The organism is Desulfovibrio simplex (assembly GCF_055387835.1).
Genome location: NZ_AP042377.1, coordinates 2,246,936 through 2,260,812, shown reverse-complemented (window position 1 = coordinate 2,260,812; position 13,877 = coordinate 2,246,936). Strand labels below are relative to the sequence as shown.

13 protein-coding genes are annotated in these 13,877 nt (G+C 59.5%); all 13 read right to left on the bottom strand.

Translation table 11 applies throughout. The features are described from left to right. Window positions 1–40: 40 nt before the first annotated feature. Entirely contained in the window at window positions 41–2,200 is a 2,160-nt protein-coding gene (locus tag ACZ5DH_RS09385; protein WP_464254037.1) for a sigma 54-interacting transcriptional regulator, read from the bottom strand. Between the two features lie 135 nt (window positions 2,201–2,335). Continuing rightward, window positions 2,336–3,622, bottom strand: a complete 1,287-nt coding sequence (locus ACZ5DH_RS09380; protein ID WP_464254036.1) for a molybdopterin molybdotransferase MoeA — start codon at window positions 3,620–3,622, stop codon at window positions 2,336–2,338. 1 nt (window position 3,623) lies between these two features. Beyond that, a complete protein-coding gene (locus tag ACZ5DH_RS09375) occupies window positions 3,624–4,337 on the bottom strand; it encodes a formate dehydrogenase accessory sulfurtransferase FdhD (protein ID WP_464254035.1) in 714 nt (237 codons plus the stop codon). A 69-nt stretch (window positions 4,338–4,406) separates the two neighbouring features. Next, window positions 4,407–6,605 carry a formate dehydrogenase subunit alpha gene (gene fdhF, locus ACZ5DH_RS09370; RefSeq protein WP_464256536.1) on the bottom strand — a complete coding sequence of 733 codons (2,199 nt, stop codon included), beginning with the start codon at window positions 6,603–6,605 and terminating at the stop codon, window positions 4,407–4,409. 103 nt (window positions 6,606–6,708) lie between these two features. After that, the gene (locus ACZ5DH_RS09365; protein WP_464254034.1) at window positions 6,709–7,215 is read right to left on the bottom strand and encodes a 4Fe-4S dicluster domain-containing protein; all 507 of its coding nucleotides are present in this window, start codon (window positions 7,213–7,215) and stop codon (window positions 6,709–6,711) included. Window positions 7,216–7,466: 251 nt separating this feature from the next. Continuing rightward, window positions 7,467–7,940, bottom strand: coding sequence for a hydrogenase maturation peptidase HycI (gene hycI, locus ACZ5DH_RS09360; protein ID WP_464254033.1), 474 nt, complete (start codon window positions 7,938–7,940; stop codon window positions 7,467–7,469). After that, a complete protein-coding gene (locus ACZ5DH_RS09355; protein WP_464254032.1) occupies window positions 7,937–8,356 on the bottom strand; it encodes a formate hydrogenlyase maturation HycH family protein in 420 nt (139 codons plus the stop codon). Before ACZ5DH_RS09355 ends, hycI begins: the two co-directional genes overlap by 4 nt. Continuing rightward, window positions 8,349–9,167, bottom strand: a complete 819-nt coding sequence (locus tag ACZ5DH_RS09350) for an NADH-quinone oxidoreductase subunit B family protein (RefSeq protein ID WP_464254031.1) — start codon at window positions 9,165–9,167, stop codon at window positions 8,349–8,351. The genes ACZ5DH_RS09355 and ACZ5DH_RS09350 overlap by 8 nt, the downstream gene beginning before the upstream one ends. A 2-nt stretch (window positions 9,168–9,169) precedes the next feature. Next, entirely contained in the window at window positions 9,170–9,694 is a 525-nt protein-coding gene (locus tag ACZ5DH_RS09345; protein WP_464254030.1) for a formate hydrogenlyase complex iron-sulfur subunit, read from the bottom strand. Next, window positions 9,688–9,822: a hypothetical protein gene (locus tag ACZ5DH_RS09340; protein WP_464254029.1), complete on the bottom strand. Its 135-nt coding sequence runs from the start codon at window positions 9,820–9,822 to the stop codon at window positions 9,688–9,690. Before ACZ5DH_RS09340 ends, ACZ5DH_RS09345 begins: the two co-directional genes overlap by 7 nt. Before the next feature lie 17 nt (window positions 9,823–9,839). After that, window positions 9,840–11,579, bottom strand: coding sequence for a hydrogenase large subunit (locus tag ACZ5DH_RS09335; protein ID WP_464254028.1), 1,740 nt, complete (start codon window positions 11,577–11,579; stop codon window positions 9,840–9,842). A 1-nt stretch (window position 11,580) separates the two neighbouring features. Beyond that, window positions 11,581–13,212: a hydrogenase 4 subunit F gene (locus tag ACZ5DH_RS09330; protein ID WP_464254027.1), complete on the bottom strand. Its 1,632-nt coding sequence runs from the start codon at window positions 13,210–13,212 to the stop codon at window positions 11,581–11,583. A gap of 3 nt (window positions 13,213–13,215) precedes the next feature. Beyond that, complete coding sequence (hyfE, locus tag ACZ5DH_RS09325) at window positions 13,216–13,875, bottom strand: hydrogenase 4 membrane subunit (protein WP_464254026.1); 660 nt, start codon at window positions 13,873–13,875, stop codon at window positions 13,216–13,218. Between the last annotated feature and the right edge of the window lie 2 nt (window positions 13,876–13,877).

Sequence of the window (13,877 nt, the reverse complement as noted above, 5' to 3'; positions counted from 1 at the left end):
AAAGCACGTTGGAGCTTTGGATCGTTCAGGCGATGATGGGTCAGACGGGCGGCGTTTGCCCGCGCGTTTCCAGCACGTCCTTGATGTCGATGCCCATGCGTTGCATGCGCGAGAGCAGGGTTGTGCGCTTGAGGCCAAGCATGGCCGCTACCCCTCGCGAACCAGCCATGACGCCGTTGCAGGCCAGAATGGCGGCCACAATACGGTCGCGCTCGCTGCTGGTCTCGCCAGGTTGGTGGTGGATATCCGTATGGGCAGGGCGGATGGGATGCGCGGGCGCAATCTGAGCAGAAGCCTCGTGTCTGCGCTGAAAATGGGCTGCAACAGGTGCGGGAACTTCCAGCGGGCAAATATTCAGGTCGGGGCCACTGGAAAGAATCACAGCGCGCTCAATAACATTGGCCAGTTCGCGCACGTTGCCGGGCCACGGCTGGTCGCAAAGCCAGCGCAGAGCGGCTGAGGGAATATTCGTGATGTTCTTTTTCATTTGCCGCGCCATCTGCTGGGTAAAGTGCTTGGCCAGCAGGGGAATGTCCTCGCGACGCTCGCGCAGCGGCGGAATGTCGATAGGAAAAACATTAAGGCGATAAAACAGGTCGTCCCTGAATGTGCCGCCGAGCACCATCTCCTGAAGGTTTCTGTTGGTGGCCGCCACCAGGCGCACATCCACGGGTATGACCTTATGACCGCCAAGGCGCTCGATTTCGCGCGATTGCAGCACTCGCAGCAATTTGGGCTGCAATTCCAGCGGAATATCCCCCACTTCATCCAGCATCAGGGTGCTGCCGTGGGCCAGTTCAAAACGTCCCTTGCGTTGCCCGGCCGCGCCGGTAAAAGCGCCTTTTTCGTGGCCAAAAAGTTCACTTTCCATAAGGCCGGCAGGAACCGCAGCGCAGTTCATCTTTACCATGCGTTTGGATTTGCGCTGGCTGCGATTGTGAATAGCCTGGGCGAAAAGTTCCTTGCCTGTACCGGTTTCACCCAGCAGCAGCACGGTGCTGTCGCTGCCGGCCACCATGTCCACCTGTTGCAATACGCGCATTATGGCAGGGCTTTGCCCAATGATAACGCCCGGATCGGACTGGTGCAGTATTTGCTCTGAAAGATACAGGTTTTCTTGGGCAAGATGATTTTTTTGGACAGTAACCGTGGTGTAGTCGAGGGCGTTGCGCACGGCAATAGCCACGCGCGAGGCTATCTGGGCCAGCAGGCTGACAGATTCGTTGGTAAAGACATCGGGGTGGCGGTGCGCAAGCAGCATGGCCCCGAGGCAGTACTGGCCAAAATACAGGGGAAAAAGCCCCGCAGCCTGGTTGCCGTTGCCAAGAATGAAGTCCGAGGCCGGGTCTTTACGCGAAAGTTTTGCGATGTCGCCCCGCCGCACCAACAGCGGTGCGTTGATGTCGTTGCAGCGGTTGAACAGGCTTCCCGGCAGCGGAAACGTTCCCGCGGGCACTGCGGGGGGAGCATCCGACAGCGGCGGCCGTGCGCAGTGGAAGGAAAACATGTCGTCAGCTTCACGCAGCAGCAGGGCAAAGTCGCGTATGCCAAAAAACCGCCGTATCTCGCCGGCGACCACTTCCACCATGTCATTCATTTCAAGTGTGCCAATGGCTGTGTTGGTCACGTCCACAAGAATGCTGAAGTGGTCTCGCTCGCGGCGCAGGTTTTCTGTTTCCAGGCGCACGCTTTCCATGTTGATAATGGCCGTTACAGAAGCTGTAACCACCCCGGCCAGCACCCTGAAAAAAACAAGCGAATCAGAACTGAAAACGCTGCCGTCTGTTTTGACAAAATCCATGGCGCAATGGCAGCCACCCAGTGTGGAAACAGGTACAAAAAGGCAGCCGCTGGCATTACGGTACTGGTCAAGATCTGCAATGGCGGGAAAATCGCGCTGCAACTGCTCCGCATCAAGGCAGACCACCTCGGTCTGGCTCCAGAATTCACGCTGGCCCTTTTGGGGAATCAGGTCTTCTTCTGAAAGGGCGGAGCGGCCAGCGCTCTCATCAAGCATAAAGAGTCGCGCCCTTTCCTGCATGGGGGCTGCAACGACTATGTGGATGCGCTGAAAGGCCATGAGTGAATCACAGCAGTGTTTCAGCATGCGCAAAAGGCTGGGAATGTCTTTTTGCAGGGGCAGTATGCGGCTGGCGGCGAGCAGGGCTTCCTGCCAGACAATGGCTGTGTTTTTTACCATTTCAGTGTTGCTGGCTATAAAGAACCCGGCTGGAGGCGTGCATCCAGGGGGGATTGGGGACGGAGTAACCACAACATTCCTCCATACAGCATAGGGCATGATGTTATATCTGTCTACAGACAGTACCTATGTGGATCAGGCCAGAATGATGTCTACCTCCATGCCTTTGCGCACCGGATTGCTGCCGGCGGGAATATCCACAAAACAGTTGCAGTCGTCGCACAGGGCCGGTTGTCCCATGTGTTGGGCGTCTCTGGCAAAATACACGTCCTTGCCCTCAAGGCGTGCCAGCACGATGCGTCGCTCGGCCTTGCGGAACGAGCCAAAATCGTTGCGGGCCACGGCCTTTTGCCGCACCGGCGCAAAGCGTGTCGCTCCGCTGATCTTTTTCAGTACGGGAACGGCCAGCAGGCCAAAGGTGGCGGCTGCCGCCACAGGGTTGCCCGAAAGCCCCAGCAGCAGTGTTTGCGGCAGGGCCGCGGCCAGCGTCATTGAGCCAGGCTTGAGGCGCAAACCCTGAAACAGCAGGCTGCCGCCCTGTTGCGCCGCAAGGTCCGCGGCTATGCCGGGCACAAGATCTCTTGGCCCTACCGAGGCCCCGCCGGTGGTGAGCACAAGGTCGCTCCCGGCCAGCATTTCTGCCAGATATGCCTGCAGTTCCCGCCGGTTGTCGCCCCTTGTCGCCATGTGCACGATGCGCGCGCCCATTTTGCGCAGGCGCAGACCCAGCAGGGTGCTGCTGATGTTGTAAATGCCGCCCTGCGGCAGCGGTGCGCCGGGCAGAACAAGTTCGCTGCCCGTTGCCAGCAGGCTGACCCTGGGGCGGCAAAAAACGCGCACATGGGCATGCCCCTGACCAGCCAGCAGGCTGAGCGTGCCGCTGTGCAGCACGTCGCCGCTCTCGGCAAGCAGGCTGCCGCCTTCCATGTCCTGCCCGCGCATGCGGCAGTTGCGCATGGCGGCCAGGCTGCGTGAAATAACCACGGTCTGGCTGTCGGCCAGGGTATCCTCCTGCCACACGACGCAGTCTGCGCCCTGCGGCAGCATGGTGCCGGTGGTGACCCGTGCCGCCTGACCGGGTTCAAGGGGGAGGCCCGGCGCGTCCCCGGCATAGAGGTGCTGGGTAACCAGCAGCATGACGGGGCGTTCCGGCGAGGCGCTGGCAATGTCGGCACTGCGCAGGGCATAGCCATCCACCTGAACCCGGTCGTAAGGAGGCTGGGGTAACGTGGCGCGCACATGGGCAAAACATATGCGGCCATCGGCATCAAAAAGGGGTACTTCTTCCGACGCGGTTACTGTGGGCGCGTGACGCAAAAGCAGCTCAAGGGCTTCTTCCAGCGGCAATTTTTCCCGCTCTGGCGGAAAGGCGGCAAGTTGGGCATGCCCGCCCGCCGTAAAGAGTTGCTGGGTGTGGCTCATCTCAGCATATCCTTTGCGGGCACGTGTAAACATTGATGTTGTCGCGGCGCACAAAGCCCAGCAGGGTAATGCCGTGGGCCTCGGCCATTTTTACGGATGTGAGCGAGGGTGCCCCCGGAGCGATGAGCAGCTTGACCCCGCAGGCCACAACCTTTGAAAGCATGTCCGAGGCGAGCCGCCCGCTGAAGATGAGTATTTTGCCGTCCGGCGCAAGGCCCTGCAGCAACATGGCCCCTATGACCTTGTCCAGCGCGTTGTGGCGGGCGATATCTTCGCAAAAAAGCAGCAGGCTGTCGGGCGTGGCCAGAGCGCAGCTGTGGGCTGCGCCAGTGGAGCGAAAAAGGTCGCAGCGTTCGTTGAATGCCTGTTGCAGGGCATGCACCTGCGCCGGGGCAAGACGCACATCGCCAGAAGTTTTAGCCGCAGGCGCGGAACATGCCGCCACCGAAGCCTCGATGACGCAGTTTTTTTCATCAATATCAAGAGACTGCAAGGCAGAAATTTCATGCAAAAGGCCAAGGGTGCGCAGCCGTCCCACGGCCAGTTCGCGCAGCAAGCTTGGCATACAGTGCATCTCGGCCACGGCAGCGCCATTGCAGACAAGTTCGTAGCGCTCTTCGCGCAGCAGCACGTCTACAACCTCGCGGCGGCCCAATGGGCCGATGCGGGTGATGGTGCGATCAACGCTTATGGAAGGATCAAGGGGCTGCTTCATGAGTATGGTTCCCCCGCGCGGATTTGCCGTGGGCGCATCCGCACGGGGGATTGTTGAGGGTTATACCAATCAGGCAGGGACTTTCTGGATCGAACCGTCGGCCTTTTCTTTGCGCAGGCGCTGCTTCAGTTCGCTATACACCTGCACAACATGGCTTTCGGCCCAGGTCTGATCTTCTATTTTTTCAACACGGACAGGCACATACTTGTATTCCGGGGTCTTGGTGATGGGGCTTAACACCTCGCCCACCAATTCGTTGCATGCGCCGATCCACCACTGGTAGGTCATATACACCGCGCCCTGGTTGGTGCGCGGGCTGACCTGCGCCCGGGTGATGACCTTGGAGTGGTGCGACTGCACCCATACAAGTTCATGGTCGCGGATGCCAAGGGCTTCCGCATCCTTGTCGTTCATCTGCACAAAGCCGGGTTCGTCCGCCAGTGCCGCCAGCGCCTTGCAGTTGCCTGTCATGGAGCGGCAGGAGTAATGACCCACTTCGCGCACGGTGGAGAGCACCAGCGGGAACTCGGGGCTGATCTTTTCCACAGGCGGAACCCAATCCACCGTAAACAGGTGTCCCAGGCCGTCGGCGGTTTCAAACTTGATGCTGCCGTCAGGCTGGGCATAAAGGACCGGAGTGCCGTTGGGGGCATCCTTGGTGCAGGGCCACTGAATGTAGCCAAGCCCGCCGTCCGCATCGAGTTTTTCATAGGTCGCTTCCGCATACTTGGGCGAAAGCGAGATCAGTTCGTCCCAGATCTCCCTGGTGTTGTTGTAGCGCATGGGATAGCCCATGGCCGTGGACAAGCGGCAGATGATGTCCCAATCCACCTTTACATCGCCCTGCGGCTCCACAGCCTTGTAGAAGCGCTGGAAACCACGGTCGGCAGCCGAATACACGCCTTCGTGTTCGCCCCACGTGGTCGTGGGGAAAATCACGTCGGCCACGGCTGCGGTCTTGGTCATAAAGCAGTCCTGCACGATGAGCAGGTCAAGCTTGCTGAAACCGCTGCGCACGCCGGGAAGGTCGGGTTCTGTCTGCAAGGGGTCTTCACCCATGCAGTAGAAGGCCTTGAGCCTGCCCGAGGCAGCGCTTGAGGCGACTTCACTCAGGTAATGGCCGACCTTTGACGACATGCGCTCGACAGGAACGCCCCAGGCCCTGGCGAATTTCTCGCGCATGGCAGGGTCGAGCACACTCTGGTATCCCACAAACACGTTGGGCAGCGCGCCCATGTCACAGGCGCCCTGCACGTTGTTTTGCCCGCGCACCGGCGCAACGCCGGTGTGGGGCTTGCCCAGGTTGCCGGTAATCAGAGCCATGGAGGTCAGTGCCCGCACGGTTTCCACGCCCTGATAGAACTGGCACACGCCCATGCCCCAGTATATGCCTGCCCCGTCGGGGGCCGTGGCATACATGCGGGCGGTCTTGCGAATGGTTTCTGCGTCTATGCCCGTTATTTCAGTAACCGTTTCAGGAGGATAGTTGTCCACAATGGCCTTGAGTTCTTCAAACCCTGTGGTGTGCCTTTCTATGAACTCCCTGTCGGCCAGGCCCTCATGGATGATGACGTGCATCAGGGCATTGACGAAGGCCACGTTGGAACCGTTTTTCAGGGGCACATGCAGGTCGGCGATACGCGCGGTTTCAATCTTGCGCGGATCACAGACAATGATGGTCGCCCCCTTTTCCTTGGCTTTCACCACCCTGCGGGCGATGATCGGATGAGAATCTGCCGGATTCCAGCCAAAGATGAATATGCATTTGGTGTCTTCAATCTCCACAATGGAGTTGCTCATTGCGCCATTGCCGACCGATTGTTGCAAACCTGCAACAGATGGGCCGTGTCAGACCCGCGCGCAGCAGTCGACATTATTGGTGCCGAGAGCTGCGCGGGCGAATTTTTGCATTATGTAATTGGTTTCATTGCCGGTGGAACGCGAAGACCCGGATACCATGATGGAATCAGGGCCAAAGTCATTTTTGATGGCCGTAAGGCGCGATGCGGCGTAGTCGATGGCCGTATCCCACGAGACAGCCTCAAACTCGCCGCCGCGTTTGCGGCGAATCATGGGGTTTTTGACCCTTGGGGTCAGGATTTTCGTGTCGTTGATAAAGTCCCAGCCATACAGACCCTTGAGACACAGAGCCCCCTGGTTGGTCAGGCCGTTGGCGCCTTCAGCGCTCACGACCTTGCCGTTTTCAACCAGCAGGTTGATCTTGCAGCCCGAAGCGCAGTACGGGCATACTTCTATTACTTTTTTCATGATGTCCTCTGTATTCATTTAAACAGCGGCGGGCACTCCGCTGCTCCGGCAGACATGCAGGGCTGCACCGCAACACGACTCTGGCGTGCGGCCCAGAAAGTTCTCATTGAAATGCGGCAGTTCCTGCGGGCTGAACCGTTTCATCCTCCACCACAAACAGCACGTTGGTGGGGCAGGCCCGCACGCATGAGGGGCCTTCGGGCACGCCGGCGCACAGGTCGCACTTCTGCGCCAGGGCCTTCTGGCTGTAGCCCAGCGGTTTGCCGCAAACCGTGCGGCGCACCCTGTGGCTTGTGACCCGCATGACCCCGTAAGGGCAGGCCATGATGCAGGCCTTGCAGCCTATGCACTTGCGACGCAGCACAGTGACGCTTTCACTGTTCACCACAATGGCTCCGCAGGGGCAGGCGTCGGAGCAGGGGGCGTCCTCACACTGGCGGCAGGCCACCGGCGTGCTGATGTCTTCGTACTTCAGGATCGCAACTCTGGCTTTGAAGTCAGAGGCTGTCATGTCTTCAATACGCAGTTCACTGTGCGCCAGGGCGCAGGCTATCTCACAGGTGCGGCAGCCTATGCACCGCCCCGGGTTGGCCGCTATGCGTTTTTTCATGGAAAGCCCTTGCTTGTTTGTCCGACACGGCGTGTGGCCGCGCGGTGCTTGTTAATTGCAACAAGAATGCCAGAGAGTTGCAAAAACAATCTGGTATTTTGCATTGTTACGATTGCCGTGAAAACACGATTGCCTTTATTTCGTCAAAAATGTCGAATTGTCGAATCGCAGGTTAGCGTGGAAATTATGGCAATCGTTATTACGCCAGATAGTTAGCGACTTTTTCCTGTTTCGACATTTTTGACGAAACATCAGGGCAGCCAGGGAATGTCGGCAAGACCTTCTGCCAGCCCCGCGTGGATGCGCTCCACCGCCTCCTGCACGGCATCGGTCACAGGCAGGCAAAAGCCCACCTCCTGTGGCTGAATGCCCAGGAACACAACCTGTTCTATTTCCTGTTCCATTTCATCCATAATAAATGAAAGCGGCATGTTGTGTGTGCTGGCTATGCCCATGACCCGAATGCGTTCCTTGTCCACAAAGCGCATTTCACCGGGGGACAGCCCCAGCGCGGCAACGTCCACAATAAGCAGGCGCTGCGGCTTCATGGCCTTGACGGCATACGTGACGTTTTCGGGCATGGAGCCGCCGTCTATCACGGTCCAGCCCGGTACGGGCGCGGCTTCCATGCGTTCGCACAAAAGCGGGCCTGCGCCGTCGTCGCCCATCAGGCTGTTGCCCACTGTCAGCACCACGCTGCAGGTTTGGGGCGCGGGGGCGGTCATTCCATCCTCCTGGGCAGCTGCACCATGAGGTAGAGCGCTGGCTCTTGCTGAATGGCGGCCAGCTGTTCCATAAGGGCGGCGCTCCAGCCCCTGTACGGTTCGTCCATGCCGGGCATGGCTTCTGCAAAAGCCTTGCCCAGCATGCCCGCATGGTTCGCGTCTATGTGTATTTCGCCAAAGGTCAGCAGGCCAGACATCTTGCGGCGGGCCTCGCCCTGCGGCAGCAGGCCCACCCATGTCTCATAGCCGTCTTTGGGGCATTCCAGCACTTTGACGAGGCAGTCGATAACCCCCACGTGATGTCCGATGGCAAGGGAGTAGTACATGACCTGCTTTGTGGCGTCTGATTCGGGAAGATCCTTTTGCGTGTCCAGAAACTTTCGCCGCAGCGCGTGGAAGCGGACCATCTCAGTCATGGCAGATCCCCTGATCCTGACTCATGTTCAGGCTGTCGAAAAACATCTCGCGCAGACGGAAGAGAATCTCCGTCAGGCGTGGGTCATCGGCATCGCGAATCCACTTTTGCAGGTTGCCTTCAAGGGCTGCCGTGCTGCCTGCCTCCAGGCAGGTGAAAAAGCGGTCGCTGATTTCCCTGCCCTGACGGTAGCCCGCCAGCAGGCGCGCCTCGCGTTCAATCCGTACGCGGATGTCGAGCGGAGCGTCGGGCAGCAGGGGCGCGGGCGCGGCTGCGCCGGATTCTTCGTGGTTGCGTTCCTTGAGCTTCTGGTCCAGCAGGCCAAGGGCCATGGCAAGGCCATAGATGGTGGCCTGCGGGGTGGGCGGGCAGCCGGGAATGTACACGTCGATGGGCACGATCTTGTCGCTGCCGCCCCATACGCAATACATGTCGTGGAATATGCCGCCGCTGCACCCGCACGCGCCGTAGGATACGCAGATCTTGGGATCTGGAGCGTTGTGGAAGGCGCGCAGGGCGGGCACGCGCATGGCGCGGGTCACTGCGCCTGTAAACAGCAGAATATCCGCATGACGGGGCGAGGGAACCACCTTGATGCCGAAGCGCTCCGCGTCAAAGATGGACGTGATGGATGCGAAGATTTCAATTTCACAGCCGTTGCAGCCGCCGCAGTCAATACGGTAGACGTAGGCGGAACGCTGAATGCGCTGCAAAAGCGCAGCCTTGAGCGCCGCTACGGAATCCTCCACGCTGACAGGCTCGGTTTTGTAGTGTGAAACACCGGTCGCGTAGGCATAGGGAACAATGGACATGGCTATACCTCCTGCCGGGGCTTGAGGCCGAGGGTCTGCTTGCGTTTGCACTGGGGGCAGGTCTCGAACTGCCGCCGCTGGTCGGGGTCTTCTTCCGTAACGCCGTCCGCCTGCATGGTCAGGGCCAGGGCGTAGTCCACTTCCTTTTGCGGGGCAAAGGCAGTGCCGCACTGGCTGCAGTGGCACAGGCTGAAGGTGCAGCGCTCGTACAGATCGTCTTTGCGCATGACGGCAAGTTCAAATTCCTGCGAGAGGTGCAAGGCCCTGGTGGGGCAAACCTCTTCGCACCGGCCGCAAAAGATGCAGCGCCCGGCGGAGAACTGCCAGGTGCGCACGCCCTTTTCCAGATCGGTTTCTATGGTCAGGGCATTGGGCGGGCAGGCGATGGCACAGGCTGCGCAGGCAATGCAGCGCTTGGGGTCGTATTCCGGCTTGCCGCGGAATGTGGGCGTGAATTCGGCAGGCGCGAACGGATACTTGATCGTTGCCTCGCCCGCATCACGGATTATTTTGAGTAATTTCAGCATGACGGCGCCTCCTCAAGCATGTTGCGCAGATGCGTGGTCGTTGCAGCGGCGCTGTGCCGGGCCGCCGCGGCGGCAGGGGTCGTGCTGCGCTGCTGCGCGCGGTTCTGGTGAAGGTTCATGGTTTTCATACGCTTTGCCACATGCTTCAGGGCAGGGGGGAATGTTTGCGGTCGATGCCGTACTGCTCAAACTCCTGATACGGCACGGTGTTGACCTTCTTTTTGCGCACATCCACAAGGGTTACGCGGTCTGTGCAGGAGTAGCAGGGGTCAAGGCTGCCGATAATGAGGGCGGCGTCTGAAATCGTGTTGCCGCGCAGCGCATAGCGCAGCACCGGCCAGTTGGCGTAGGTGGCCGCGCGGCAGCGCCAGCGGAAGACCTTCTGGTTGTTGCCGGTCATGCTCCAGTGCACGTCTTCGCCGCGCGGCGCTTCGGTAAAGCCCAGGGCGAACTTGTGGGGCGTGTAGGTGAAACCCTCGGTCAGCACCGGGCCGCCGGGCATGTTGTCCAGCACGTAGCGGCACTGGGCGATGGAATCGAACACTTCCTTCACCCGCACAAGCGCGCGGGAAAAGATGTCGCAACCATCAAAGGAGAAGACGCTGACGGGGATATGCCCGTAGGCTTCAAAGGGATGGTCGCCGCGCACGTCGCGGGCAAAGCCGCTGCCCCGGATCATTGGGCCCACGGGGCTGTAGTCGCGGGCAACCTTGCGGTCAAGAATGCCCACTCCCCTGGCGCGCTGGTCAAAGTTGGTGGTGCTGAGGAGCATGTCCACCAGTTCGGCCACTTCTTTCTCTATGGCAGTGAGCAGGGCCGTGGTGGTTTTGCGCGCGTCGGCCAGAATGTCGTTGCGGATGCCGCCAATGAGGTTGAGGCCGTAGGTCTTGCGCGAGCCGGTCAGCAGCTCGGCAATGGTCATGGACTTTTCACGCACGCGGAAGAACTGCTGAAAACCCGAATCAAAGCCCGTAAAGTGACAGACAAGGCCGAGGTTCAGCAGGTGGCTGTGCAGGCGTTCCGTCTCAAGCAGCAGGGTGCGTATCCAGCGGGCGCGCATGGGCACGTCAATGGCAAGGGCGTTTTCCACCGAGTTGGCATAGGCGATGCTGTGGGCATAGCCGCAGATGCCGCACACACGCTCGGCCAGAAAGGTGACTTCGTTATAGCCCATGCGTACTTCTGCGGCTTTTTCCATGCCGCGATGCACGTAAAACATGCGGTAGTCGGCATCGACTATATTTTCACCGTCCACAAAGAGCCGGAAGTGGCCAGGTTCGTCAGAAGTGACGTGCATGGGGCCAAGAGGCAGGATGCGATTCTTTTCGCTGCCCAGCTCGTTGATGAAATCGTAGGTTTCCGTGTCCGTGGTGGGCGCGGGACGCTGGCGATAGTCCATGCTGTCCTTGCGCAGGGGGTACAGGTTGTCCGGCCAGTCGTCGGGCAGCACCAGACGGCGCGCGTCGGGAAGGCCCACGGGGGTGAGGCCGTACATGTCGCGAATTTCGCGTTCGCCCCACACGGCGGCGGGAACCCTTGGCGTTACGGAAGGGAATTCCTGCCGGTCAGCGTCCACAAAGGCACGCACCACAATCCAGCACTTTTCGCCTTCTTCCATTGAAAGGGCATAGTAGATGGCAAAACTGCCGTTGATGGTGCGCTCGTCGTTGGCAAAAACCACCGGCAGCCAGCCGCCCTGGTCGTAGTAAAGATATGAAACCACGTCGGGCAGGGCATCCAGCTTGACCGTGATGGTGAGCTGGTTGCCGGTCTGGCGTTCTTCATCAAGGACGGCGTAGGGAAAGCGCTGTCGCACGTTTGCCACATACCCCGTGCCGCGGTTGCCGCTGGTGGGGTTTTGGGTCTGTTTCGTGGTAGTGCTCACGTTATATCTCCTGACGGGAAGAAGTTTGCCTGGCCGCGTCGGTTGCAACAGCCTCCTGCGAGGCGGATCGCACCATTTCACGCATGACGGGCTGTACCTGGGCAGTGGCGGTATCCTTGTCCAGCACTATGTTGGTGGCTGCGTTGAGCATGTTCACCACCGGGGCAGGTGTGCATGTGCCCATGACAAGCAGCAGGCCCAACAGCACGGCTGCGGGGATAAGGGTCATGCAGCCCTGTTCGCCTCTGGCGACGGATTCCGGCGGCGGACCGGAGAGCGTCACCGCCACCAGATGCACCAGCGCTCCCAGGGCGACCATGAGCAGCACGGCCAGAGCCGCCACCAGATACATGTGCCCGGCGCTGATGCCGGAAACGACCACCATGAATTCGCTCAAAAATACGCTGAACGGCGGCAGACCGCCCAGGGCCAGGGTTCCCGCCGCAAGAAACACGGCGGAGACAGGCATGATCTTGAGCATGCCGCGCACGGTGGTCATGTCGCGTGAGCTGTATTTGAGCAGCACGTTGCCCGACACGCAGAACACAAGGCCCTTGGCAAGGCTGTGGCTGATAACGTGGAACAGCGCGGCAAAGATGCCCAGCGGGCCGCCAAAGCCAAGGCCCACGGCGATGATGCCCATGTTTTCAACACTGCAATAGGCGTAGCGGCGCTTGATGTCGTTTTGCGAGACCATGCTGAACGCGGCCACGAGTATGGAAAGCAGGCCAAAGACCAGCAGCATGTTTTGCGGCGCCGTGCTTGAGATGCTGCGGTTGATAAGTATGTAGTACCGCAGGATGACCAATATGGCCGCCTTGAGCAGCACGGCGGAAAGCAGGGCGCTGGTGGGGCTTGGGGCTTCGCTGTGGGCGTCGGGCAGCCATGCGTGCATGGGAAACAGCCCGGCCTTGGTGCCAAAGCCGATAAGCACGAATACAAAGGCCAGATACATGAGGGTCTGGTCAAGGCCGCCAGCATAGCGCAGGGCCTCTGTCCAGAAAATGGCGTCCGAGGGGTCGAGTCCCTGGGCGGTCATGGCCGCGGAGGCGTTGGAATATACCAGCACTGTGCCGTAGAGGCCAAAGGCCACGCCCACCGTGCAGATGACAATATACTTCCAGGCCGCCTCAAGTGAGGAGTTTTGTCCGTAAATGCCCACCAGAAATGCCGATGCCAGGGTGGTGGCTTCTACGCCCGCCCACATGAGGATGAGGTTGTTGGTGGTTATCACCGAAACCATAGTGAAGATGAACAGGTGAAAAAATCCGTAATAGTTGCAAAGTGTTGCTACGGAAACTTCGCCGTGGTCCACTTCCTGCTTCATGTAGCCGTATGAGTACAGGCCTGTAATCGTCCCCAACACGCCAAGTACGGCAAGGAAGATGGCCGAAAGGCTGTCGAGGTACAGCCACTTGCCGGCGGCAAAAAGCGCGCCGTGCTCGTAGACCGCGCTCACCAGGCCAAAAGCGGTGATCAGAAGGGCCGCACAGCCGGCCGTGTTTATGATGTTGACCACAGATCGTATGCCGCGCCCGCAAAAGGCGCAGGCAAAGCACAGCAGCGATGTGACCAAGGGTGCGGCGAGCAGCAGGCAAAAAAGCATGGGGCTGCTGTTGGTCATGGCATTCATGGCTCACCCCTTCAGCGCGGAAAGATCATGCGCGCGCAACGTGTTCATGGTGGTGAAAATGCGGCGTACCATGTAAACCATGATGATGACCGCGAAGATGGCGTCTGTGGAAATACCTATTTCCACAAGATGCGGGGCCTGATTGGCCAGCAGGGCCAAGGTCATGTGCGCGCCGTTTTCCATCAGGCAATAGCCGAATATCTGTTTGATGATGTTGCGCTGCACAACAATGCACATAACGCCGATCATGAAATGCCCAAGCGATACGGCCAGTACAGGTTCAAGCCCGTGCTGTGTGATAACGGGCACCTGCACAGTGCTCACCACAAAGTGGCACAGGAGTAGAAGAACCGCGGCAAGAATGACAACCACGGATGTGGGAATGACCATTCCCTGCGCTTCCGGGTCACTCATATTGCCAAGGGCCTTGTACATTATCAGCGGCACAAGGATGACCTTGGTCAGAACGGCGGTTCCGGCCCAGGTATACAGCTCGTGCGCCTGCATCAGGCCGCCCAGCGCAATAAATGAGAGCACCAGCACGGCAGACTGCACGGCATACAGCAGCGCGGATGTGGCGGCTTTTTTGCAAGTGACCACCATCAGCGATGTGACCACCAAAAGCCCAGCGAGATTGTTGATGATTATGCTTGAACTCAACATGC

Bases quoted from the DNA above. Each gene is read 5' to 3' on its own strand.
- ACZ5DH_RS09375 (WP_464254035.1), bottom strand. From the start codon at position 4,337: ATGAAGCAGCCCCTTGATCCTTCCATAAGCGTTGATCGCACCATCACC.
- ACZ5DH_RS09380 (WP_464254036.1), bottom strand. From the start codon at position 3,622: ATGAGCCACACCCAGCAACTCTTTACGGCGGGCGGGCATGCCCAACTT.
- ACZ5DH_RS09350 (WP_464254031.1), bottom strand. From the start codon at position 9,167: ATGTCCATTGTTCCCTATGCCTACGCGACCGGTGTTTCACACTACAAA.
- ACZ5DH_RS09345 (WP_464254030.1), bottom strand. From the start codon at position 9,694: ATGCTGAAATTACTCAAAATAATCCGTGATGCGGGCGAGGCAACGATC.
- ACZ5DH_RS09330 (WP_464254027.1), bottom strand. From the start codon at position 13,212: ATGAATGCCATGACCAACAGCAGCCCCATGCTTTTTTGCCTGCTGCTC.
- ACZ5DH_RS09340 (WP_464254029.1), bottom strand. From the start codon at position 9,822: ATGAAAACCATGAACCTTCACCAGAACCGCGCGCAGCAGCGCAGCACG.
- ACZ5DH_RS09365 (WP_464254034.1), bottom strand. From the start codon at position 7,215: ATGAAAAAACGCATAGCGGCCAACCCGGGGCGGTGCATAGGCTGCCGC.
- hyfE (WP_464254026.1), bottom strand. From the start codon at position 13,875: ATGTTGAGTTCAAGCATAATCATCAACAATCTCGCTGGGCTTTTGGTG.
- ACZ5DH_RS09385 (WP_464254037.1), bottom strand. From the start codon at position 2,200: ATGGTAAAAAACACAGCCATTGTCTGGCAGGAAGCCCTGCTCGCCGCC.
- hycI (WP_464254033.1), bottom strand. From the start codon at position 7,940: ATGACCGCCCCCGCGCCCCAAACCTGCAGCGTGGTGCTGACAGTGGGC.
- ACZ5DH_RS09355 (WP_464254032.1), bottom strand. From the start codon at position 8,356: ATGACTGAGATGGTCCGCTTCCACGCGCTGCGGCGAAAGTTTCTGGAC.